This window comes from Rickettsia felis URRWXCal2 (assembly GCA_000012145.1).
Classification (GTDB): domain Bacteria; phylum Pseudomonadota; class Alphaproteobacteria; order Rickettsiales; family Rickettsiaceae; genus Rickettsia; species Rickettsia felis.
On record CP000053.1, the window covers coordinates 1,190,656 to 1,214,221 of the forward strand.

Sequence of the window (23,566 nt, forward strand, 5' to 3'; positions counted from 1 at the left end):
TCACCTCGTGACTTGTCTGCGTTGTTGCATGGATGTCAAATCGTCATTGCGAGGAGCGAAGCGACGTGGCAATCCAAAAAATAATTAAAAAAAATTCTGATTTACAGAATTTTTTGCTGGATTGCTTCGTCGAATTACTGTGTAATTCTTCTCGCAATGACGGAAAACCAGTCCACGCAACAATACCTCACAGGAATGACATATCTCAGCCTTGCCGATGTAGCTCAGCTGGTAGAGCGGTGCATTCGTAATGCGTAGGTCTGGGGTTCAAATCCCCACATTGGCACCATTTTCTAAATAGAATTATATTCCTATTTTGTGATAGACAGGTAGAACCTGATACACTAATAATGTGTAGAACAACGCATTCGTGTCATACCGTGATCCCTTCACGGTATCCAGAAAAATAACTTAAAATACTAATAATGATAAAAATAAGAGAAATGGAAGTACCTACTAACTTAGAAACAATAAAAAGTTTTGAAAAATTGATTCAAGCTAGATTACCTGAAAAATATAAAGAATAGTTATTAAAATATAATGGTAAAATTATAAATAAGAACATTAGTTATGATAGTTAACGAAGAAGAATTTATGAAGCAATCTGATGTGATTAATCTTCCAGAATGGGAAAAATCTTTCTATTATATAATAAATGTAGGGCATTATGAGAATTATGATGAAGCAATGGATTGTATTATCAAAAATTTGAAGAATCCTAAAGAATTATTGCAAGCTGCAGCCATTCAAGCTTTAGACATTGTGGTTCGTAGATTTAGCAATATTAAAGATAAGTTAATATTACCTATCTTATTTAAGAACCTAAAAAGTGAAAGTGAGCGAATAAGATACGAGACTATTGATACGCTAGGAACAATTGCTGATTATATATTTAAATTAAGAAGAAAAATTTGTTTAGAATATTTTAAAAATGGAATTGATTTTTTTACTCAAAAAGAGTTGCAGGTATTTACTGATAAAAATTTAATAAATAACCTAAAGAATGAAGAAGAAAAAATAGAATTTATTTTAAGTTTCTGCCAAAATTCTTTAGATTATAATGAAGCATTAGAGGTTTGTTTATATTTTATTCAAAAAGAAGAAAATGAAGACGTTTATATAGCAGCTTTTCAAGGACTCAATTATGTAGTAATCAGATTTCAAAAAATAGATTTCGATTTAATAATACCGCTTATTAAAAAATTTTTAAAGCTTACTGACGGTTGTGTCAGTGATTATGCAGAATCTCTTTTAGCAGATATTGCAATTATGATACCTGAACTAAAAGGAAAAGTAATACCTTTTTAAAAAAACAAAATCACCTTATTTAAAAGAGATACAAGCCTTAAATCATTGAATATTGTTTTATTGCACTTTTATATTCAACTTCTTAAGTCGAATAGCAGATTATGTAATAATTCGCTATTCGTGTTAATTAACTATTATCTTTTTTCTTGGAGGAATATAGATTGTTTCATCTTCAGCATGCGAAATCTTTTCTAAAAGTCCGATAAAACGGTCTTTATTAGGTACTAGCTTTACTATTGCCCACCCTTCTTCTATTGATTTCTTTATGCGTTCTATATCAGATTTATGCTCTGAAAAAGATATAACTTTTTGTGCTGGATTTTGCATATTGATAAATCAATTATAATTAATAAATGTTAATATTATAGTAAATATTTTTTAATAAATCAATCACATATTTATTATTTGCTAAATATAAATAAAATGATTACCATATATTAGGTCTTGTCTACTTATATCCTAATAAATAGTTTAATTAAAAATTAAAAGTTGTACAACAATTTTTTATTTTAAACATATATTTTTATTTCACTTATTAACTTTATTTAATTTAAACTGTATAATTTAATTATGTCAAATGATAATTTACAACCGCCTGCTCTTTCTAAAAAGCAATTATTTGCTTTTTTTGGTATGGTGGTCGGGATGTTTATGTCGGTACTTGATATTCAGATTGTCGCTAGCTCATTATCCGTAATAGCTGCAGGTCTTGCTGCATCAAGCGATGAGCTTTCTTGGGTTCAAACATCTTACTTAATAGCTGAAGTTATCATTATTCCTATTACCGGCTTTTTAGCAAGGTTACTTTCTACCAGAATTTCTTATTTTATTGCAGCTCTAGGATTTACGGTTATGAGCGTATTATGTTCGCTCGCAACTAATATTGAATCAATGATTATCTTTAGAGCATTACAAGGATTTTTTGGTGGTGCTATGATACCGACGGTATTTAGTACCGTTTTTATAATTTTTCCTGCATCACAACGTCCTACCGTTACTATCTTAATCGGTCTTGTGGTAACCGTTGCCCCTACTTTAGGACCTACACTCGGTGGATATATTACAGAGATTTTATCATGGCATTTTATGTTTTTATTAAACGTCATACCTGGTATTTTCGTATGCACGGTAGTATTTTTATATGGGGATTTTGATAAACCAAATTATAAATTACTGAAAAATTTTGATTTTCTCGGTATATTATTAATGGCTTTAACGCTCGGCTTATTACAATATGTTTTAGAAGAAGGAAACAAAAAAGGTTGGCTTGAGGATAATTTAATACTATTCTTAAGTATTGCAGTAGCTTTAGGTTTTGTTTTATTAATCATTAGAGAACTAACCTTTATTAATCCAATTTTAGATTTAAAAACATTCCTTTATAAAGACTTTACTTTTGGTTGCCTTTATTCGTTCGTTATGGGTATCGGATTATACGGGGCAGTATATATATTACCGCTATTTCTCTTTACTATTGCCGGATATGATACATTACAAATCGGAGCTACTATGATGGTGACGGGCGGAGCACAATTTTTATCTGCACCGCTTGCCGGTAGGATGCTAGGGCTAGGGGTAGATTTACGCCTGATGCTTATTATAGGGCTTGGAGGGTTTGCTCTCGGATGTCATTTGAATAGTTTTCTAACGCCTGACTCTAAATTTGCTGCCTTTGTGCTTCCTCAATTTGTTAGAGGGCTTTCATTAATGTTTTGTTTTATACCGACTAATAATATAGCTCTTGGCAATATGCCAAAAGAAAGAGTAGGTAACGCTAGCGGGCTTTATAATCTTACTCGTAATTTAGGAGGAGCTGTAGGACTTGCGGTAATCAGTACTATACTTACTAATGATACTAAAATCTTTATGCAATATTTATCGGAAAATATCTCGTCTACTTCTATAATGGCATTAGAACAACTAGATTCTTACACTGAATTATTAAGCGGAAAAGTCCTTAATCCTGAAAAAGCATCCTATTTGTTATTAGCAAACAAATTAAATAATGATGCTTTTGTAATTGCAATAAATAATATATTTAATATGATAGGGCTGTTATTTGTATTTATAATGCTACTAATACCTTTTACTTCAAATATCAAATTAACCGGAAATGTTAATGCTCACTAAAATTAAATTTATATTATATTTTCCTTGGTTATTATTAGAAATATGGAAATCAGCTCTCTCGGTTATCAAAATAATTTGGCAAAGAAAGATAGAGATAGAGCCGGTTTTTGAATGGATTGACGCAGAAGGACTAGAAGAAATCGGTGAAGTAATTTATAGTAACTCGATTACATTAACACCCGGTACGGTAACACTTGATATAAATAATAATATGCTATTAGTACATGCACTCAATAAATCATCGATTACCGACCTACAAAGAGGTAGAATGATTAAAAAAATTAAGCAAATATTAAAAACAACTTGAAGTAGAAAATGATATCAGATATAAACGCTCTAAAGTATAAAAAAGTTTTGCTTAAAGTTTCAGGGGAAGCTTTAATGGGAGACAAGCAATTTGGACATGAATATGAGGTAATAAAAAAGATTGCCGGCGATATTAAGGAGGTCATTGATTTAGGAGTAGAAGTCGCTATTGTAGTCGGAGGCGGGAATATTTATCGAGGGATCAATGCAGCACTTGTCGGTATGGACCGAGCTTCAGCAGATTATATAGGTATGCTTGCAACGGTGATTAATGCTTTAACATTGCAAAACGTTATGGAAAGCCTCAATATCTATACAAGAGTTCTATCGGCTATTCCTATGATGAGCGTGTGTGAGCCTTATATTCGCCGCAAAGCTAAAAGACATATGGAAAAAAAGCGTGTAGTAATTTTTGCTGGCGGCACGGGTAACCCTTTTTGTACAACCGATAGTGCCGCAGTACTTCGTGCAATCGAAATGAATTGCGATATTTTATTAAAAGCAACTCAGGTTGACGGCGTATATGATTCCGACCCTAAAAAAAATCCTGATGCTAAAAAATATTTCACTATTAGCTATAAAGATGTTATAACTAACAACCTGCAAGTCATGGATACGGCAGCTATTGCAGTTGCAAGAGAAAATAAATTACCTATAAGAGTATTTTCGATAAAAGAACAAGGAAATTTTGCTAGAGTAATACAAGATAAAGGCGAATATACGACAATTGAGGAATAATATATTGTAGTGTGACTCGGTTTTTCGTCATTGCGAGAAGAATTACGAAGTAATTCGACGAAGCAATCCAGTAAAAAATTCTGATTTACAGAATTTTTTTATTATTTTTACTGGATTGCAGCAAAGCTTCGCTCCTCGCAATGACGATTAGATATCCACGCAACAATGCTTTGCGAGGAGCGTAGCGACGTGGCAATCTCAAGAGATTCTCATAAGATTGCCACGCTCCTTTTAGTCGCTCGCAATGACGGGAAAACCGACCAACACAACAATGTACTTGGCTTGTGTACTAAAATAAATATACGGATAAAATAATATGGACACAGAAACGTTAAAGAAAAACTTACAAGAAAAGATGGATAAAGCTCTGAAAGTTTTAGATCATGAGCTTAAAGGCTTGCGTACCGGTAGAGCTTCGGTTAATTTGCTTGATAGCGTAACCGTGGAAGCTTACGGGAGTAAAATGCCGCTTTCACAAGTTGCTTCTCTATCTACCCCTGATGCACGAACAATTAACGTGCAGGTTTGGGATAAATCTATGGTGTCATCTGTAGAAAAAGGAATTACTATAGCAAATCTTGGCTTAACTCCAGCAACAGACGGTCAATTAATCAGACTACCGATACCGGCTTTAACTGAAGAAAGACGTAAAGAACTGGTAAAGCTTGCTCATAAATACGGTGAGGATACTAAAATTTCATTACGTAATATTAGAAGAGACGGCAATGAAGAACTTAAAAAGCTAGAAAAGGATAATATTATTGCAAAAGATGAGCATCATAGCTTATCCGAACAAGTACAAAAACTAACCGATGATTATAGTAGTAAAGTTGACTCGGCAATAAAACAAAAAGAACAAGAGATAATGACTGTTTGATTCTAATCGTCATTGCTCACAGGCATTATTGCGTAGATACCAAAACTGTCATTGCGAGCGAACGAAGTGAGCGTGGCAATCTCATGAAGTAGTATAAAACTCCTGAGATTGCTTCGTCAAAATTTTCAATTTTTCCTCGCAATGACGCCAACACCTAAAAATACCCGAATGAAGAAAATAAAACTATGATTACAAAAGAAGAAGCACAGAAAATAGCAAAATTAGCTAGATTAAAATTTGAAGAAGATACTGTAGAAAAATTTTCTGCTCAGCTTAGTACTATTATGAATATGATTGATATTTTAAATGAAATAGATTGCAAAGATATAGAGCCTTTAACTTCGGTTTCTAATATGAATGTTAGAATGCGAGAGGACGTCGTTACAAGTTCTGATTTATCAAATAAATTATTTGATAATGTAAGCGGAAATAGTGCCCAGCTTGCTAAAGAAGTAAAATATTTTATCACTCCAAAGGTTATTGAATAATTATGACGGAACTAAACAAATTAACAGTAGCAGACAGTGTAAAAGGTCTAAAAAATAAAGATTTTACAAGTAAGGAATTAGTTAATGCACATATTAAACAAATAGAGAAACATAAAAACCTAAATGCTTATGTTACCGAAACTTTTGATTTAGCTTTAAAACAGGCTGAAGCAGCCGATCAAAATTATGCTCAAAATCAGCCGCAAACACTTGAGGGTATACCATTTGCCGCTAAAGATCTTTTCTGTACGAAAGGAATTAGAACTACGGCATGTTCTAATATACTGAAAAATTTTATACCTAATTATGAATCAAGCGTTACACAAAATATTTTTGATAAGGGCGGTGTGATGCTCGGCAAAACCAATATGGATGAGTTTGCTATGGGTTCGGCAAATATCACTAGTTGTTTTGGAAATGTAATTAGCCCTTGGAAAGCAAATGATGATAATGCAGATTTAGTTCCAGGCGGTTCTTCAGGCGGTTCAGCTGCAGCAGTTAGCGGGTTTATGGCATCTGCTGCTCTTGGTAGTGATACTGGAGGCTCGGTACGTCAACCTGCAAGCTTTACGGGTTTAGTCGGGTTCAAGCCCACTTACGGACGTTGTTCGAGATACGGAATGGTATCATTTGCTAGCTCACTTGACCAAGCAGGGATATTTACTAGAAGCGTTTTAGACAGTAGCATTATGCTTGAAGCGATGATGGGATTTGATGAAAAAGATTCTACTTCGATTAAAGCAGAAGTTCCAGAACTACAATCCGCTATCGGAAGTTCTATGAAAAATATGAAGATAGGTGTACCTCTTAGCCTTGGTGAAGGCGGTATTATTGAACCTGATATTATGAAAATGTGGCAGGATACCATAGAGCTACTTAAAAACGCCGGTGCTGAAATAGTTGATATTACACTGCCGCATGCTAAATACGGTGTTGCCGTTTATTACGTAATAGCACCGGCTGAAGCTTCTTCAAATTTATCTAGATATGACGGCGTTAGATACGGTCTTCGAGTAGAACGTGAAAATATGACGCTTGACGAAATGTATGAAATGACTAGATCAGCCGGATTTGGGGAGGAAGTAAAACGTCGTATTATGATTGGAACATATGTGCTTTCATCTAGTTGTATGGATGCATATTATCTAAAAGCTCAGAAAGTACGTCGTTTAGTTGCAAACGATTTTAATAATGCTTTTGCAAAAGTTGACGCCATTTTGTTACCTGCAGCACCGACCGAAGCTTTTAAGATCGGTGAAAAACAAAATGATCCGACTATTATGTATTTAAACGATTTATTTACTATTCCTGCAAGTTTAGCCGGTTTACCTTGTGCATCGGTTCCTGCCGGATTATCGGCACGAGGTTTACCTCTTGGGATGCAGATTATAGGTAAACAATTAGACGAATATAATGTTTTGAAAGTAGCATCGACAATTGAGTCAGGTGTAAAACATATTAAATTTGAGCCAAAGGGTTTTTAATTATGGCATATATTGAAGGTAATACGGGAAAATGGGAATATATAATAGGGCTTGAAATCCATGCTCAAATTTCCTCAAAATCTAAGCTTTTTTCAGGAAGTAGTACTATTTTTGCAGCAAATCCAAATTCGCAGGTTTCCTATGTTGATGCAGCAATGCCCGGGATGTTACCGGTATTAAATAAGCATTGCGTATACCAAGCAATTAAAACAGGGCTTGGGCTTAAAGCTAAAATAAATAAATATTCGGTATTTGATCGTAAAAATTATTTTTATGCTGATCTGCCCCAAGGTTACCAAATCTCGCAATTTTACTATCCTATAGTGCAAAACGGAACTATGGAAATACCGACTAGTACCGGCGATCTTAAAACTATTCGCATTAACCGTTTGCATTTAGAGCAGGATGCGGGTAAATCTATGCATGATCAATCACCACATTACAGCTTTATCGATTTAAATCGTGCCGGTATTGGACTTATGGAAATTGTGACCGAACCTGATATATCATCACCTGATGAAGCTGCTGAATTTGTAAAAAAGCTGAGAAATTTGCTACGTTATATCGGCAGCTGCGACGGTGATATGGAAAAAGGCTCAATGCGTTGCGATGCTAATATTTCAGTACGACGTAGCGGTGAACCACTCGGCACAAGATGCGAAATTAAAAATATTAATTCAATTCGTAATATTATTAAAGCAATAGAATTTGAAGCTAAAAGACAAGTAGACTTGCTTGAAAACGGTGAAGCAATAATTCAAGAAACACGCTTATTTAATGCCGATAGCGGTGAAACAAAAACTATGCGTTTAAAAGAAGAAGCACTTGATTATAGATATTTTCCTGATCCTGATTTATTACCGCTTGTTATTTCTGATGAGTTAATAAATGAACTAAAAGCAAACTTACCTGAGCTACCTGATCAAAAGATTGAAAAATATACGAAAGAATTTGGCTTAAGTAAATATGATGCCGAAGTAATAGTAGCCGATGAATCGGTTGCTGAGTATTTTGAGAAAGCAGCAAATGAATGTAACCCTAAAATGCTTACTAATTGGCTAACTAGTGAGTTGTTCGGACAATTAAACAAAGCATCGATAGGAATAAATGAATGTAAAATTACTCCTAGTAACTTTGCAAAACTGGTAAAATTAATAGAAAATGATACTATTTCTGGTAAAATTGCAAAAACCGTTTTTGAAATTATGTTTGAAACCGGTAAAGCACCTGATAAAATAGTAGAGGAAAAAGGACTTGTACAAGTTTCGGATAATAACGTGCTGAACACAGTAATTGACGAGGTAATAGCTGAAAATCCTGAATCAGTAGAGGGTTATAAAAGAGGTAAGGATAAATTATTCGGTTTCTTTGTAGGCCAGGTGATGAAAAAAACCGGCGGTAAGGCTAATCCGACCCTTGTGAATCAGCTTTTAAAGGATAAGCTGGATTCTTGAAGCTATTACTCCAGTAGGTATTGCCCGCATGATAAGTTTTCCCGTCATTGTGAGCGAACGAAGTGAGCGTGGCAATCTCATGAAATAGTATAACACTTCTGAGATTGCCACGTCGATGCTACGCATCTCCTCGCAATGACAATTCGGCACATGACACACACTAAAACTTAAAACATTATTTTTATGAAATTTCTAAAAATATTTCTACTATCTTTCTTACTAGTTTCTTGTGAAAAAAAAGAAACGGAGAAAACTTTAATAGTCGGTACTGCCGCAGATAATCCTCCTTATGAATTCATCCAAGACGGGGAGATTGTTGGGATTGATATTGATATTATAAAAGCAATAAGTGAACGTCTAAATAAAAAAGTTATTATAAAAAACTTCGACTTTAACGGTTTACTTGCAGCTTTAGTTAGTGAAAATATTGATGTTGCGGTGGCGGAGCTTTCCGTAACACCGGAGCGTTCCGAATATATCAGCTTTTCCGATAATTACGCTACTGCAAGATTTGCCATAATATATAGAACAGGCGATAATATACAAAATAGCAAAGATCTAGAGAATAAAATAGTAGGGGTACAGCTCGGTAGTGTTTTAGAAAAAAAAGCACAAGATCTATCACAGACAATGAATATTAAAGTTCATTCTTTAGCAAATCATTTAATGTTAGTTGAAGAGTTAAAAGCCAGAGTCATAGATGCTATTATTTCTGAGGAATTTCAAGGCAAAAAATTAAAAGAAAATAATTCAAATTTAGAAAGCAGTACTTTAGAAGAATTTTCATCAGATTTTGCTATAGGTATGTCTAAAAACTCAGGACTAATTAATGAAATTAATGAGGCAATCGATTCATTAAAAAAAGACGGAACCATTAACAAAATTATGAAAAAATGGCTGGGACAGTAACAGAAAGTCAATTTAAAGATACTATGAGTCGATTCCCCCAGGGAGTGACTATTATAACAACAAATTGTAATAACGAGCTTTTTGGCTTTACTGCTAGTTCTCTTACTTCTGTATCTTTAAAACCACCGTTAATATTATTTTGCCTCAATAAAAACTCTTTTAGTATAAACAGTTTTCAGAAAAGTGATAAATTCGCAGTTAGTATTTTAGCAGAGAATCAAATTGATATCTCAAAACATTTTGCTAAATCACAACCTAATAAATTTACAAAAATTGCTTATGAGCTTGGCAATAAAACCAATTGCCCTTTAATAAACGGTGCAACTTGTTATATAGAATGTAATAAATATGCTTCTTACGATGCCGGTGATCATGTTATATTTATTGGTGAAGTAATAAATACTGCTATTAAAAATGATTTAAAGCCTCTATTATATTTTCATAAATCTTATACAAATTTACAATAAATCAAATATGATTAATATCGGTCTTAGCGGTTCTACCGGTAAAATGGGAAAAACCATTACAGAGAGAATAGATAAATTTAAAGATTGTAAAATTTCAGCAAAATTTAATAGTACTAATAATTTAGATGATTTAGATAATTTTTGTAAAAATTCTGATGTAATCATCGATTTTTCTACTCCTGAAATATTAGAAAAATTAATTAATTATGCATTAAAACATAATACAAAATTAGTAATCGGAATCACAGGACTCCAGCCTCAACATTTTAAGCTTTTAGAAAAAGCAGCTCAAACTTTACCTATTTTATATTCTGCAAATATGAGTATCGGGGCTAATTTGCTCAGCTATTTAGCAAGAAAGGCAACAAAAATACTAGATGATTACGATATTGAAATTCTAGAAACCCATCACCGTAATAAAAAAGATTCACCCTCAGGAACTGCTATTATGCTTGCTGAAACGATTGCAAGCGAAAAAGGACTAAATATAGCATTTAATCGTGGTAATAGACCAAGATGCGAAAAAGAAATAGGTATTTCCTCGCTTCGTGGTGGAAATGTTCACGGTATACATGAAATATCTTTCCTAGGTGACGATGAAATAATCACTTTAAAACACGAAGCTCTGAATAAAAATTCCTTTGCCATTGGTGCAATTAAAGCTGCTATTTGGCTACAAGATAAATCACCGGCTTTATATTCAATGCAAGATATTTATAATTATAGCTTGAAAAAACAGCTCTAACAGACTATATTTTATTATGTAAATAACATAATCCTAAGGTTACTTATGATCGATTATACAAAAACTTTAACTGCCACCTCAAAGAATAAAACTTTTGATGAAGGCTTAAGAAAATACATGCTTAAAGTATATAATTATATGGCTTTAGCACTTTTACTAACCGGTGTAGCGGCCGTAACGACTATATCAGTTGAACCTATTTATAATTTAATGTTTCAAACAGGTTTCGGCACTATTATGATGTTTGCTCCGCTCGGTATTGCTTTATATTTCTTTATGGGCTTCGGACGAATGAACCTGAAAACGGCACAAATATTATTTTGGGTTTATGCCGGTTTAACCGGTATGTCGCTTGCATATTTAGCTCTTATTTATACCGGTGCCTCGATAGCTCGTACTTTCTTTATTTGCTCTTCCGTTTTTGGAGCAATGAGTTTATACGGTTATAGTACAAGTAGAGATTTAACATCTATGGGTTCATTTTTTGCAATGGGTCTTATAGGTCTTATCATTGCTTCATTAGTTAACTTGTTTCTAAAAAGCTCGGCTCTTTCTTTTGCTACTTCTCTTATTGGAATAGTAGTATTTATGGGATTAATTGCTTGGGACACTCAAAAGATTAAGTCTATGTATTACATGGCAGGAAACGATGAAGTAGGACAAAAGCTTTCTATTATGGCAGCCTTTACTTTATACTTAGATTTTATAAATCTTTTCCTATATTTAATGAGATTTTTAGGCAATAGAAGAGATTAATTGGTATCCTTTCTGCAAAGTCATGATTTATTTCATGGCTTTGTTTTTTCATTGTCATATCACGATCAAATCTATAGTTCCGAATAGTTTTTAAAAAGACCTCGATGTTATATCCCCACAAAAGCGGGGCCTTGTTGTATGGATACCGACTCCTCATTATGAACGGTCTAAGCGAGTTGGCGTTGTTGCGTGGACCGAGAAATCCGTTCGGTGTCATACCGTGGCTTGACCAGGGTATCCAAAAAACAATAAAAATACTAATAATTTTAGTATTTTTAACTGGATCCCGCTACAAGCTTGCGGGATAACAGAGGTGAAATTGATTCACGCGGGCAATGCCAAGCTAGTTCGACAATCCAGAAAAAATAAAAAAAAATTCTGCAAATTAGAATTTCTTTCTTCCCTGCAATTAATAATAATTAATTTATATAATAAATTTTTGAAGCATTAGTTAATATAATTAGGTTATTTTATGTCTAAAGAAAAAACTCAACAGGAATTATTATTACAAGAGCAACTTTTTAAAGCCCTGAAAACAGAAGATACAGCATTGAATGCCAAAAAAATATCTAGAGCCTGCGAAGGCATTGCCGAATCTGTTATTGACCTTTCTAATGACCAATCCCCTACTACTGCAAGTCTATATGTTAGTCAAATGGAATTAGCCGATTTAAACACTAAGGATTTAGCTAAAGTTACAACAATAATAAAAAACTCGTTTCCAGGAGATAAACACAGGGAATTCAGAGAAATAGTCGATGCACCTCTTTTACAGCATTTAGTTATGGAAGAGGCAATTGAAAGACAAGTTGGATTAGATGATAGCCGATATAATGCAGATTACAGAAAACTTGAAGAATTAAGCAATCCTAATGACCCTAAAAAAGCAATTGATGCTATGCTACGTGATAAGAGGGTGGCACAGCAAGCTGAGTTTGAGGAGAAAGGAAAAAAGGCAGCAGGAGTTTCTGCCGGTTATGTTGCTAAAGATGAGCTAGGAAATACTTTTATTTTAAAACATTTTTATAAAACTCATGCTGCATGCCAAAAAATACAAGATAATAATGCACGAAAACAGGCTATTGCTGACCGAAGAGACGGGGTACAAGAATTAATAGGCTCTACTATGTATCAATTTTTATTACATGATCGAGCACCAAAAGAAGGGCTGGTAAAAGCGGATGAAAAACACCCTGATTCACTTTATGTACGTTCTAAATTTTTTGATAATGCTGTAACACTAACAGAATTTTCCGGTTTATCAGATCAAACTAGAGTCAGAGCTAATGATCAAAATTTAAAAAAGCTAGAAGGATTTGAAAAAGCCATAGCTGCTTGTCATATGCTGGGGGAAGTAGATTATCATGCTGGTAATTTAATGATGCAGGATGGTAAAACAATAACCAAAATTGATCATGGTCGCTCTTTTTTAGCATTTCATAAGGATTTTGGCAGTATGATCCAATTAACAAATGAAATGTTTGCACATCCTGGAGTCGGCTACAATGCTGCTATCAAAGCAGGTAATTTCTCATTTAGTATCGATAAATATAGCGAATCGTTAAATCAGATGATAAGTCAATTTGATGAGAAACAGATGGAAGCAATAGTTGATCAAAAAATTGATGAATTATAAAAAGCCGGGTTTGATCCGAAAAATATTGCGTTATCCGCTAATATTAACAATTTTGATGATTTGAGGAAACACTATAAAGGCAGTATAAAAGAAAATCTTGTTAATATGCAAGAAGTGGCCAAAGGAGCTGAGATAGTAACAAAATTCAGTAATGTCTCACCTGAATTTAAAAATGACGGTTGGTTAAAGGCTTTCGCTAATTCACCTGTAAAAGACCCGGTACTCTATGCAATAAATAATAACATTACAATTGAAGGTAAAGATGCTAAAGAGTGGGCGTATGAAAATAATTACCAAATTAAAACTTCTATAGGCTTGAAAAAAGAAATAATCAAGGAACAACAATGGAGCAAAGATTTAGAAGGAAAATGGAAAGAAACAGAAGTTGAGGTTAAGAAAGATAAAGTAGAAGTACAAATTTCTGATCCTGTAAAATCAATGCGTACACAAGATAAATCTTCCGGCGAAAAGTTGGAATCACTAATTGTTGATTTTACAAAACAGGCAACAACTAAAAACGTAACCGATAAAGAAGTAGCAAAATTCTACGACAATATAATGAAAGAGCTAAAAAAAGAAAATTATCTTACCCAGCAGGATATTGAGGGTATAAAGAAAGATTTAAAATATCAGGATAATATAGAAAATACGACCAACTTATTAAATGCTAAATCTTTTAAATTAAATTCCAAAGATACTATATATTACAAGGTAGGAAATTTTTGTGAAAAGATAGGTTTATCTAACATTTCAAACTATTTTATGAAAAAAATTTCTCCTGAAAATTTAAATGAAATTCATGATACACAGAAGCTGATAGCAGAAAGTATAAAAATTGGTAACATATTAAAACAAAAAGGAAATCAAGGCATTCAGCCAAAAAGAGTAGAAGCGGTAAAAGAAATTGCATTCTCTAAATTACAAGCTAAAAGAGAAAATCAGAAACAAAGATAGGCATTGTTGAGGATATGCCTTAAACGTCATTGCGAGCAGTCACGGTATTTTTGCGTGGTTCTGTTTCACCGTCATTGCGAGGAAATTACGAAGTAATTGACGAAGCAATCTCAGGCAAAATTCCTGAGATTGCCATGTCGGGACTACGTCCCTCCTCGCAATGACGAGGGGTTTCGATGCCACGCAATACTACGTGGGAATGACTATTGTAAAAAGGAAGCTTTACTTATATTTTTATTCTTTAATATAAGTAAATTTATTTACAATAATATTATTTTTATATAAAGTATTCATTAATCAACATTAATTTGCTAGGTAACATATGCGGATAATGAGTATTTTTAGCTTTAAGAAATATAAAACGATTTATTTAAAATTTATTAATATACAAGTAAAGTTAATTTATAGCTTACTTATTTCAAATATTTTTATATCTTCTATATATGGATGTACTAGGGCAGTTTATTTAGGCTCAGAAAATGTAGTAATTACAGGAAGAACAATGGATTGGAGAGAGGATATTCAATCTAATCTTTGGGTTTTTCCACGTGGCATAGAGCGTAACGGTATGGCCGGTTCTCAATCGATTACATGGGTATCAAAATATGGCAGTTTAGTTACTTCCGGTTATGATATTGGCACTGTTGACGGGATAAATGAGAAAGGATTAGCCGCTAATTTATTATATTTGGTAGAATCAAATTATGGTAAAGCAGACGATAAACAACATACTATATCTGTTTCTATATGGACACAATATGTACTCGATAATTTTGCAAGTGTTGCAGAAGCCGTAGAAGCATTTAGTCAGAATCTTATTAGAGTAATGCCGTTAGTTCTTGAAAACGGTATACCGGCACAAGTTCATTTATCTATCTCCGATAGTACAGGTGATTCAGCAATATTTGAGTATATAGACGGAAATTTAGTGATACATCACGGTAAACAATATCAAGTAATGACTAATTCACCGAAATTTGACCATCAACTTGCTTTAAATACATATTGGGAAGAAATAAACGGCTTAATATTCATGCCGGGAACTAATAAAGCTGCAGATCGTTTTGTTCGTGCATCATTTTTGATAAATGCTATTCCTAAAAAAATCGCTCCACAATATAAAAATGCCGTTATTGAAGGAAAATACATTAATCAAGCTATAGCAAGCGTAATGGGAATAATGCGTAGTGTTAGTGTCCCTTTGGGTATCACTACATCTGATCAACCAAACATATCATCTACATTATGGAGAACAATTACAGATCATAAAAATAAAATTTATTATTTTGATTCATCAACTTCTCCAAATGTATTTTGGATATCTCTTGCCAATTTAGATTTCAAGAAAGGAGCACCGGTAAAAAAACTTATTATATCAAAAGGACAAGTATTTTCAGGTGAAGTATCGGAGCATTTTGTTCCTGAAAAACCTTTTAAATTTTCATCGACACAATAAAATTACAAAAATTAGATTTACGTCCAAGATAAAATCGTCTTTTATCTTGGCTAATTGTTATTTCATATTCTTAAGAATCGACGGTGATAGCATAATGCTTAGCTCTTTTAGAGCTTTATCTTCTACATAGCTTGGAGCGTTCATTAGTAAATCTTCAGCTTGCTGATTTAAAGGAAATGCAATTATTTCTCTTATATTAGTTGCTTCTGCGAGTAGCATAACGATTCTGTCAATACCGGGAGCTATTCCGCCATGTGGTGGAGCACCAAACTTAAATGCTCTAATCATACCCCCAAATCTCTTATCAACTTCCTCTTCACTATAACCTGCCATAGAAAATGCTTTATACATAATCTCAGGCTTATGGTTTCTAATAGCACCGCTAGAAAGCTCAATACCGTTACAAACAATATCATATTGATATGCGGTAAGCTCTAATAACTCTTCAGTCGTTTTAGCTTGCTCTAAAGCTTCTAAGCCACCTTGTGGCATAGAAAATGGATTATGGCTAAAATCAATTTTTCCTGTGTCTTCATTTAATTCATAGAATGGAAAATCGGTAATCCAGCAGAATTTAAAGCAGTCTTTTTCGAGTAAATCAAGCTCTTCACCAAGTCTTATTCTAACCTTGCCTGCAAGCTTTGCAGCTTTTTCTTTTTTATCGCTAGCAAAAAATACGGCATCACCGTTACTAATACTAGCTGTAGCTTTTAGACTCTCTAATTGCTGCGGGCTTAAGAATTTTGCTACCGGTCCTTTTGCTTCACCGGTTTCACTAAACTGAATATAGCCAAGTCCACCTGCTCCTTCGGATATTGCAAACTCTATCATTTTATCGAAGAAGCTACGAGGCAGTGCAGCTGCCTTAGGGGCAGGAATTGCACGAACAATACTACCTTTTTTGATATTCTCTCTGAAAATCGTAAAATCGGAATCTCTAAATATCTCAGTTACATCAGCAATTATAATAGGATTTCGTAAATCAGGCTTATCAGAACCGTATTTTAGCATAGATTCATTGTATGGAATACGAACAAAAGGAGTCTCTGATACTTTTTTAGCCGTGAATTTAGTGAATAAATCATACATCACAGGCTCAATAGTACTAAATATGTCTTCCTGTGTAACAAACGACATTTCTACATCTAGCTGATAAAACTCGCCAGGTGATCTATCGGCTCTTGCATCTTCATCCCGAAAACAAGGAGCAATTTGGAAATAACGATCAAAGCCTGATACCATCAATAACTGCTTGAATTGCTGAGGTGCTTGCGGTAACGCATAGAACTTACCCGGATGCATTCTACTCGGTACTAAGAAATCTCTAGCACCTTCAGGTGAACTTGCCGTTAAAATCGGTGTTTGAAATTCGGTAAAACCTCTTCCCGTCATCAAATGACGAATATGAGAAATAATTTGTGAGCGGAGTATTATATTATTATGCAATTTCTCACGTCTAAGATCTAAAAAGCGATGTTTAAGCCTCGTCTCTTCTGGAGCATCTTTTTCGGTATTAATAACAAAAGGTAGAGTATCTGCAGCTGATTCAACAATAAATTCACCTGCTAAGACCTCAATATGACCTGTCGGAAGCGTATCATTAATAGTATCATTTGATCTTGCTACAATTGTACCCCTTACCGTAATTACCGACTCATAACGCAAACGACTTGCATCTTCCATAAGCTGCTGGTTTTGATCGGTAAACACGATTTGAGTTATACCATAATGATCGCGTAAATCTATGAAAACTAGATTACCGTGATCTCTTCTTCTATGTACCCAACCGGATAATTTAACTTCTTTCCTAACATCGGATATTTGTAATTCGTTACAATTATGAGTTCTATATTTATGCATTTTCTACGTATATTTCTTTCCTTTATACATATACATAAAATTACAGAGTTTCGCAAATAAAAACTAAAGTTTTATCTTGCCAAAATTTTATCTTGATATTGCAGCAGCTTTTGGCTTTGATGGGAGTTGCTGATAATTTTGTTGCTCCGGTTTTACTTGATTTAAGGCACTGTCCAAATAAGTGTGTAAATTTCTCAAAGGTTGTATAAAAGAAAATATAACAAAAAGAGAAATTACAATGACACAGAAACAAAATGCTGCAATGGAACAAGCGATAGATTTATTGATCAATAATGATACAGATGTATCAATATTATTCAGGGAAGATGGTTTATTAAAAGAAATAACCAAGCGTCTTGTAGAGAGAGCTCTACAGTCTGAGATGAATAATCATTTAGGATATAGCAAGTACAATCAAAGTGATGCTCAGAATTCACGTAATGGTTATAACACAAAGAATCTGATTACAAAGAATGGTGCTGTTGAGATTGAAGTGCCAAGAGATAGAAATAGCAGTTTTGCACCATCATTAGTAGCAAAGCGTCAAAGAAGACTTGATGGTTTTGATGATAAAGTACTATCTTTGTATGCTAAAGGTATGAGTTTATCAGATATAAAATTACAGCTTCAGGAGTTATATGGAGCTGATGTAAGCGAGAGTTTAATTAGCCAAATCACAGATGATATAATAGAGGATGTTAAGCTATGGCAAAGCCGTCCATTAGATCCAGTATATGCTATAGTATTTTTTGATTGTTTAATAGTAAAAGTACGTCAGGATAAACGGATTATCAATAAATCGGTATATGTTGCATTAGGTATTGATTTAGAAGGGCGGAAAGATATTTTGGGATTATGGATCAGTGAGAATGAAGGGGCTAAATTTTGGCTTGGAAATTTTACTGAGATGAAAAATAGAGGTATACAAGACATACTGATAGCATGTAGCGATAACCTTAATGGTATGTCTGAAGCTATAGGTGCTGTTTTTCCAAAGACGGAGCATCAATTATGTATTGTACATCAAATTAGAAATAGTTTACGATATGTATCATATAAGGACCGGAAAGAGCTTGCTGGTGATTTAAAACCTATTTATACACTAGCACAGAAAAAGAAGCACTTTCCGCTTTAGAGGCTTTTGAATCTAAATGGAATAAACAATATCCTCAAATTGCTAAATCTTGGTATGTTCACTGGGATAATTTAATGATTTTCTTAGGATACCCTGAAGAAATACGGAAAATAATTTATACAACAAATGCTGTGGAATCTGTTAATAGTCAACTCCGAAAAGTCACAAAAAATAAACGTGTTTTTCCAAATGATAATGCTGTTTTTAAAAGCTTATATTTGGCAATTGATTACATGACCAAAAAATGGTCCATGCCCATACCAAATTGGAACAAGGCTATGGCTCATTTTTTAATAAAATTTGACGAAAGAATCTAGGCTTTTGGAAAAGTTTACACACTTAATCGGGAAGACTCTGATTTAACTCACCTTTAATCCATTCATATATTGCTTTCTTAGGGTTTTTAATTATCTCTGCAACATTTTCTACTAGATTTATTATTCCTTTAACTAACGATAATACATCTTTTGCTATTTCACCTATAGAATTATTACCTGCTTGTAGTTTTTCTTGGTCTTTATTGGACAAATTACTACGTATGTTATTCATTCTTAATTTAAGCTCATCTTGTTCTAGCTCTTCTTTTGTAAAATGTGACTTAAGTTTTCTATCAACAATTTTTTGTTCTTCCGGAGTTAAATTTTTGTATTGATCAACAAGCTTATTAACTTTTTCTTGTTCTTCTGGTAGTTTTGAAATATTTTCAGCAATATTTGGCATTTGTTTCCCTTATAAAGTTAAAACATATTAATTTTGCCCATTATATATATTTTTTAACTTTATACAAGAAAAACTTTAATAGAAATTAACCTTTGAATGCAGCCTTAATACCTAGAAAGTCTAAAAAATTTCGTAATTCTTGACGTGCAAGTACGTGTGAGCTATTAAATGCTCTATCATATTTTGCAGTTTTTAGATCAAGTAATGTTAGACCTTGTAAAAATAACTCCCTATATATTACACGTTCACTAAACCCTTCTGCGAGTTTAAAGTTAATTCTTTTAGCAAGTTTAGCTAATACATTCCCTACGCGTCTTTTATTTAATGCATCAAGATTACTTAAACGATTACGCAGTATTACCCAATCTATACTAATTCTATCACGACTAGCACGCTCCATTTTCTGTTCCCAAATCATTTGACTATATATTGATGGGCTAATAATTTCATCCTTGCTATCAATTTTTGCTATTACGTCTAAATCTAGAAAGCTGTCATTAATCGGTGTAATAATTGTATCGGCGTAAGAATGAGCAACTCTTGATAAAGGAGTATGACTACCTGGGGTATCAATCACTATATAATCGGCATCCTGATTATTCGCAAGTACTTTCTCAAAACTCTTTGCTTGTTCTTCCGCATCGCTTTCCGATATATGAAAATGTTTCGGTACTAATACCGGTTTATCAGGATTTTGCTGATTATATAAATCCCGATTTTTTAAATAGCTGGTTAAAGAACCTTGACGTGAGTCGGTATCGATACTTACTACCGAATAATTTTGATAAAGCAGAGCTATTATTAGGTGCATGCAGCAGGTAGTTTTACCTGCCCCACCCTTTTCATTACCTATAACAAATATATAAGGTTTATTTATTGTGTTCATAATTATATTCAGAATAAACGAATAGCAAATAGATGACTTTTCGTCATTGCGAGGAAAAACTGTAAGTTTTGACGAAGCAATCTCAGGAGTTTGTTATTATTGCATGAGATTGCCACACAGCCTATGGCTGCTCGCAATGACGACTCGGTTTCTACGCAACAAAGCGACTCTAGAATAACGTTAAATATATTCTTTAATGAATTTCTCAAGTAGTCTCACGCCATACCCCACTGCCCCTTTCGGACCGAGTGCTGAAGCTTTATTACTATTTGCAACACCTGCTATATCTAAATGAGCCCAATCTACTCCATCTTTAATGAAACGTTTAATGAAATGTGCAGCCGTGCAGCTTCCAGCAGCTCCCGGTACGTTCCCTATATTTGCCATATCGGCTATGTCGGAGTTAATCATTGCATCGTACTCATCATGAAGCGGCATTCTCCAAAGTTTTTCATTAACTTCTTCCCCTACTTTTATTAACTTATCAGCTAGCTCATCATTATTGGAAAAACAACCGGCATATGTACTACCGAGTGCCACGGTTATCGCTCCTGTTAGAGTTGCAACGTCAATCACGCATTTAGGCTTAAATTTTTCTTGTGCATACCAAACTGCATCAGCAAGTACTAAACGCCCTTCTGCATCGGTATTTAAAACCTCGGCAGTTTGCCCTGACATAGTAGTTACCACATCCCCTGGACGCTGTGCATTACCGGACGGCATATTTTCAACAAGCCCTACAACACCAACTATATTTACAGGTAATTTTTGACCAGCAACCGCAATCATAGCACCCACGACCGCTGCAGAACCTCCCATATCGTATCTCATTAAATGCATATTACTTGACGGCTTTAAGGAAATACCGCCTGTATCAAAAATCACTCCTTTACCAACCAAAGCAATAGTCGGAACATCTTTATTGCCGCCTTTATATTCCATCACTACTAATTTTGACTCGTTTTGTGAACCTTGACCAACTCCAAGTAATGCTCCCATACCAAGATTTTTCATCTCACGTTCACCGATAACGTCAACATCTACTCCGAACGGTTCAAGTATATCAACTATTCTTTCAGCATAAACTTGCGGAGTTTTAATATTTGACGGTTCATTACATATATCCCTTGTAAAAAATACTGCCTCAGCAATTAATTTTTTGACTTCAAATAATTTTGCCGCTTCAGTACTATTATCGGTAAAAATCTCAATTGACTCTACTGCAAACTTCTCTGCTTCTTTTAAGGTAGTTCTATATTTATTAAATCTGTAAGAAGCAAGAAACGCCCCACTAGCAACTAAAGATGCAAATGTTTGAGATGTAAACCTGCTAATTCTATTTGTAAGTTTTAAGCAGATAGTAGAAATTTTAGCACAAATTGCATGTTGTAAGATTTTACCGCCTAACTCTTCAATTTTTGCTTCAGTTAATTTTTCTTCATTCCCAAGACCTGCTATTATCAAATATCTAACCTCGCCTGATTTAATCACAGACGGAATAACTTTAATCTGTCCATATTTACCGGTAAACTGCAGTTTATTCTGAATAGTTTTAGAAATTAATCCGTGATGTTGTTGATCAAGTCCTATTAAATTACTATCAAGCTTTAACTGTTCATCAATAAAAACTACTAGACCCTGATTAGTAGATGATTCTTCATTCACAAAATTTATGTTAAGCATACTCATTCCTTATATTACTTTTGACTTTGGATAATTCTATTTATCTTGATAAAACTTTGCAAGTATTATAATTGATTTAAAACAAAATCTCATTAAATAGCATTTGACAAATGTTAATGTTTTTTATATTTTGCTGTCGAATTAGTTAAATTTAAGTAATAATATGCCAGTACATGACATCACTTCTCATTTAATTAAGCAGAAGTATACAATGATTAAAACATCATGTGAGCTAAACCAAGATATGGATGAGATTTATAGCCTCACGCCTCATCCAATACGATATACTTGCCTTAACTATTTAAAGTTATTATCTCTACCTATATCGCTAGCATTTTATGTAACAAAGCTTTGTTTTACGGCTAATCCTGTATGGACACGGATAGGGGTTAATATTTTGTATAAGAAGATGGATCAAGCAATAGCCAAAAAAATATTACACGGCTTACCTGACGAAATAGAAGCAGATCAAAATATACCTAAAATTGTCGAGTATGTATTTAAAAAATATGAAGAAAACCCTACATTAGCACCTCTTGTTGAACCTACATTTATACAAAAATTTTTAGCAAAGACCGGTAAATATATTCCTGCTTTTTCTAAAATAGTAAAGTTTTGGAATGAAGGAGGAATTAATTATTCTGATGAAACACAAACAAAACGAGAATTAATTGACGTTATTTATAAACAAATTGTTTCTAAAGCTTATGAAGTAGGTAAAAAAGGAGAAAAGCTTGAAATAACGGATGTGAAAGCACTTTTCCCAGAGATAAATTTTGAAGAAAAAATCAATGCTGAAGCAGAAAATCTTGAAATAGATAAGGTAGAAGTAAGCAATGAAGAGCCTTTAATTTCTGAATTGCCTGTGAGACATCTTTCTAAACCAGCTTATAGAGAGGAATTTAAGGGAGACACAGAAGTGCTTGCCACCATAGACATATGTGAGGATGCGAGTCTAGGCTCGACGTCTAAATCACCTCTAGAAGTGCAGTTTGGAAAGATTAATCAAAAACACGAAGAAGCTACGATTACTACTAATGCAAATAATGGTATTAACCCATTAGTAAACTTACTCATGTTAAAAGCTTTACATGATGGAATTTGTCAAGAGGTGCTGAAAACTTATATTGAACATTGTTTAGCAGAAATTCAGATATCTAAAAATCAAGAAATACTTGAAAACTTCCGATATGAAGATTCTTTAGCAAGATTACAATTATACGGTAATTATAATTATGATAACAATAATACGTATATCTTTGAACAACCAGTATCTTATTTAGGTCAAACTTACGAGCATTTAACAGCACCGATTGCTTGTTATTAAAGAATCATTCCTACAAAATAAGAAAAAGCCTATAAAAACTAAGTTTTTTATAGGCTTTTTTTATCAATAATGCGTAGTAAGATTATTTTTCTGGATTCCCACTTCTAGCTAGGAAAGCATTGCCCGCGTGTATACCTATGTCATTCCTGCGAAAGCAGGAATCCAGCATAACTCGATGTCATTCCCGCCTACGCGGGAATGACATGAAACGAAAAATGTCCGGTACTATAGGCTTGACCACGAGATG

19 protein-coding genes, 1 tRNA gene and 4 pseudogenes are annotated in these 23,566 nt (G+C 33.7%); 17 read left to right on the forward strand and 7 right to left on the reverse strand.

Going from position 1 to position 23,566, the window contains the following annotated elements; all coding sequences use genetic code 11:
* Positions 1-213 precede the first annotated feature (213 nt).
* Positions 214-289 (forward strand) — tRNA-Thr (locus RF_RS05960).
* Positions 290-570: 281 nt separating this feature from the next.
* Positions 571-1,308: a HEAT repeat domain-containing protein gene (locus RF_RS10100; protein ID WP_011271432.1), complete on the forward strand. Its 738-nt coding sequence runs from the start codon at positions 571-573 to the stop codon at positions 1,306-1,308.
* 123 nt (positions 1,309-1,431) lie between these two features.
* On the opposite strand, the gene RF_RS05970 is transcribed toward RF_RS10100, so the two are convergent.
* Positions 1,432-1,635: a DUF2674 domain-containing protein gene (locus tag RF_RS05970; RefSeq protein ID WP_011271433.1), complete on the reverse strand. Its 204-nt coding sequence runs from the start codon at positions 1,633-1,635 to the stop codon at positions 1,432-1,434.
* A gap of 243 nt (positions 1,636-1,878) precedes the next feature.
* Between RF_RS05970 and RF_RS05975 the strand changes: the two genes are divergently transcribed.
* Genes RF_RS05975 through pyrH form a run of 3 tightly spaced genes read left to right on the forward strand, consistent with a single transcriptional unit; the run spans position 1,879 to position 4,482 of the window.
* Positions 1,879-3,438, forward strand: a complete 1,560-nt coding sequence (locus RF_RS05975) for a DHA2 family efflux MFS transporter permease subunit (protein ID WP_011271434.1) — start codon at positions 1,879-1,881, stop codon at positions 3,436-3,438.
* Complete coding sequence (locus RF_RS05980; protein ID WP_011271435.1) at positions 3,422-3,745, forward strand: monovalent cation/H+ antiporter subunit E; 324 nt, start codon at positions 3,422-3,424, stop codon at positions 3,743-3,745. Before RF_RS05975 ends, RF_RS05980 begins: the two co-directional genes overlap by 17 nt.
* Positions 3,746-3,753: 8 nt before the next feature.
* Positions 3,754-4,482 carry a UMP kinase gene (pyrH, locus tag RF_RS05985; RefSeq protein ID WP_011271436.1) on the forward strand — a complete coding sequence of 243 codons (729 nt, stop codon included), beginning with the start codon at positions 3,754-3,756 and terminating at the stop codon, positions 4,480-4,482.
* A gap of 20 nt (positions 4,483-4,502) precedes the next feature.
* Here the strand turns inward: pyrH and RF_RS12060 are convergent.
* Positions 4,503-4,590, reverse strand: a pseudogene (locus RF_RS12060) (lytic transglycosylase domain-containing protein); the annotation flags it as partial.
* A 208-nt stretch (positions 4,591-4,798) separates the two neighbouring features.
* Between RF_RS12060 and frr the strand changes: the two are divergent.
* The 10 genes and pseudogenes from frr (at position 4,799) to RF_RS06035 (ending at position 15,708) form a co-directional block, all read left to right on the forward strand.
* Positions 4,799-5,359: a ribosome recycling factor gene (gene frr, locus RF_RS05990; RefSeq protein WP_011271437.1), complete on the forward strand. Its 561-nt coding sequence runs from the start codon at positions 4,799-4,801 to the stop codon at positions 5,357-5,359.
* A gap of 185 nt (positions 5,360-5,544) precedes the next feature.
* A complete protein-coding gene (gene gatC / locus RF_RS05995) occupies positions 5,545-5,847 on the forward strand; it encodes an Asp-tRNA(Asn)/Glu-tRNA(Gln) amidotransferase subunit GatC (RefSeq protein WP_011271438.1) in 303 nt (100 codons plus the stop codon).
* A 2-nt stretch (positions 5,848-5,849) separates the two neighbouring features.
* A complete protein-coding gene (gene gatA, locus RF_RS06000; protein ID WP_011271439.1) occupies positions 5,850-7,331 on the forward strand; it encodes an Asp-tRNA(Asn)/Glu-tRNA(Gln) amidotransferase subunit GatA in 1,482 nt (493 codons plus the stop codon).
* A gap of 2 nt (positions 7,332-7,333) precedes the next feature.
* A complete protein-coding gene (gatB, locus tag RF_RS06005) occupies positions 7,334-8,785 on the forward strand; it encodes an Asp-tRNA(Asn)/Glu-tRNA(Gln) amidotransferase subunit GatB (protein ID WP_011271440.1) in 1,452 nt (483 codons plus the stop codon).
* Positions 8,786-8,968: 183 nt separating this feature from the next.
* Positions 8,969-9,694 carry an ABC transporter substrate-binding protein gene (locus RF_RS06010; protein WP_011271441.1) on the forward strand — a complete coding sequence of 242 codons (726 nt, stop codon included), beginning with the start codon at positions 8,969-8,971 and terminating at the stop codon, positions 9,692-9,694.
* A complete protein-coding gene (locus tag RF_RS06015) occupies positions 9,679-10,161 on the forward strand; it encodes a flavin reductase family protein (protein ID WP_011271442.1) in 483 nt (160 codons plus the stop codon). The genes RF_RS06010 and RF_RS06015 overlap by 16 nt, the downstream gene beginning before the upstream one ends.
* 7 nt (positions 10,162-10,168) lie before the next feature.
* Positions 10,169-10,906 (forward strand): 4-hydroxy-tetrahydrodipicolinate reductase, encoded by a 738-nt coding sequence (gene dapB / locus RF_RS06020; RefSeq protein ID WP_011271443.1) that lies wholly within the window; start codon positions 10,169-10,171, stop codon positions 10,904-10,906.
* A gap of 45 nt (positions 10,907-10,951) precedes the next feature.
* Positions 10,952-11,662, forward strand: coding sequence for a Bax inhibitor-1/YccA family protein (locus RF_RS06025; protein WP_011271444.1), 711 nt, complete (start codon positions 10,952-10,954; stop codon positions 11,660-11,662).
* Between the two features lie 472 nt (positions 11,663-12,134).
* A pseudogene (gene risK1 / locus RF_RS06030) lies at positions 12,135-14,252 on the forward strand (T4SS effector phosphatidylinositol 3-Kinase RisK1).
* A 331-nt stretch (positions 14,253-14,583) separates the two neighbouring features.
* Complete coding sequence (locus tag RF_RS06035; RefSeq protein WP_143549690.1) at positions 14,584-15,708, forward strand: linear amide C-N hydrolase; 1,125 nt, start codon at positions 14,584-14,586, stop codon at positions 15,706-15,708.
* Between the two features lie 57 nt (positions 15,709-15,765).
* Here RF_RS06035 and aspS read toward each other — a convergent pair whose 3' ends face one another.
* Positions 15,766-17,568: an aspartate--tRNA ligase gene (aspS, locus tag RF_RS06040; RefSeq protein WP_011271448.1), complete on the reverse strand. Its 1,803-nt coding sequence runs from the start codon at positions 17,566-17,568 to the stop codon at positions 15,766-15,768.
* 87 nt (positions 17,569-17,655) lie between these two features.
* Positions 17,656-17,736: pseudogene (locus RF_RS11630) on the reverse strand (DUF3106 domain-containing protein); the annotation flags it as partial.
* 70 nt (positions 17,737-17,806) lie between these two features.
* Here RF_RS11630 and RF_RS06045 point away from each other — a divergent pair.
* Positions 17,807-19,020: pseudogene (locus RF_RS06045) on the forward strand (IS256 family transposase).
* 22 nt (positions 19,021-19,042) lie between these two features.
* On the opposite strand, the gene RF_RS06050 reads toward RF_RS06045, so the two are convergent.
* The 3 genes from RF_RS06050 to RF_RS06060 form a co-directional block, all read right to left on the reverse strand.
* Positions 19,043-19,423, reverse strand: a complete 381-nt coding sequence (locus RF_RS06050) for a hypothetical protein (protein WP_011271450.1) — start codon at positions 19,421-19,423, stop codon at positions 19,043-19,045.
* 85 nt (positions 19,424-19,508) lie between these two features.
* Positions 19,509-20,309, reverse strand: coding sequence for a division plane positioning ATPase MipZ (locus tag RF_RS06055; RefSeq protein WP_011271451.1), 801 nt, complete (start codon positions 20,307-20,309; stop codon positions 19,509-19,511).
* Between the two features lie 180 nt (positions 20,310-20,489).
* Positions 20,490-21,992 carry a leucyl aminopeptidase gene (locus tag RF_RS06060; RefSeq protein ID WP_039595173.1) on the reverse strand — a complete coding sequence of 501 codons (1,503 nt, stop codon included), beginning with the start codon at positions 21,990-21,992 and terminating at the stop codon, positions 20,490-20,492.
* A gap of 163 nt (positions 21,993-22,155) precedes the next feature.
* Here RF_RS06060 and RF_RS06065 point away from each other — a divergent pair, with 163 nt between their 5' ends.
* Complete coding sequence (locus RF_RS06065) at positions 22,156-23,319, forward strand: palindromic element RPE1 domain-containing protein (protein WP_011271453.1); 1,164 nt, start codon at positions 22,156-22,158, stop codon at positions 23,317-23,319.
* Positions 23,320-23,566 lie beyond the last annotated feature (247 nt).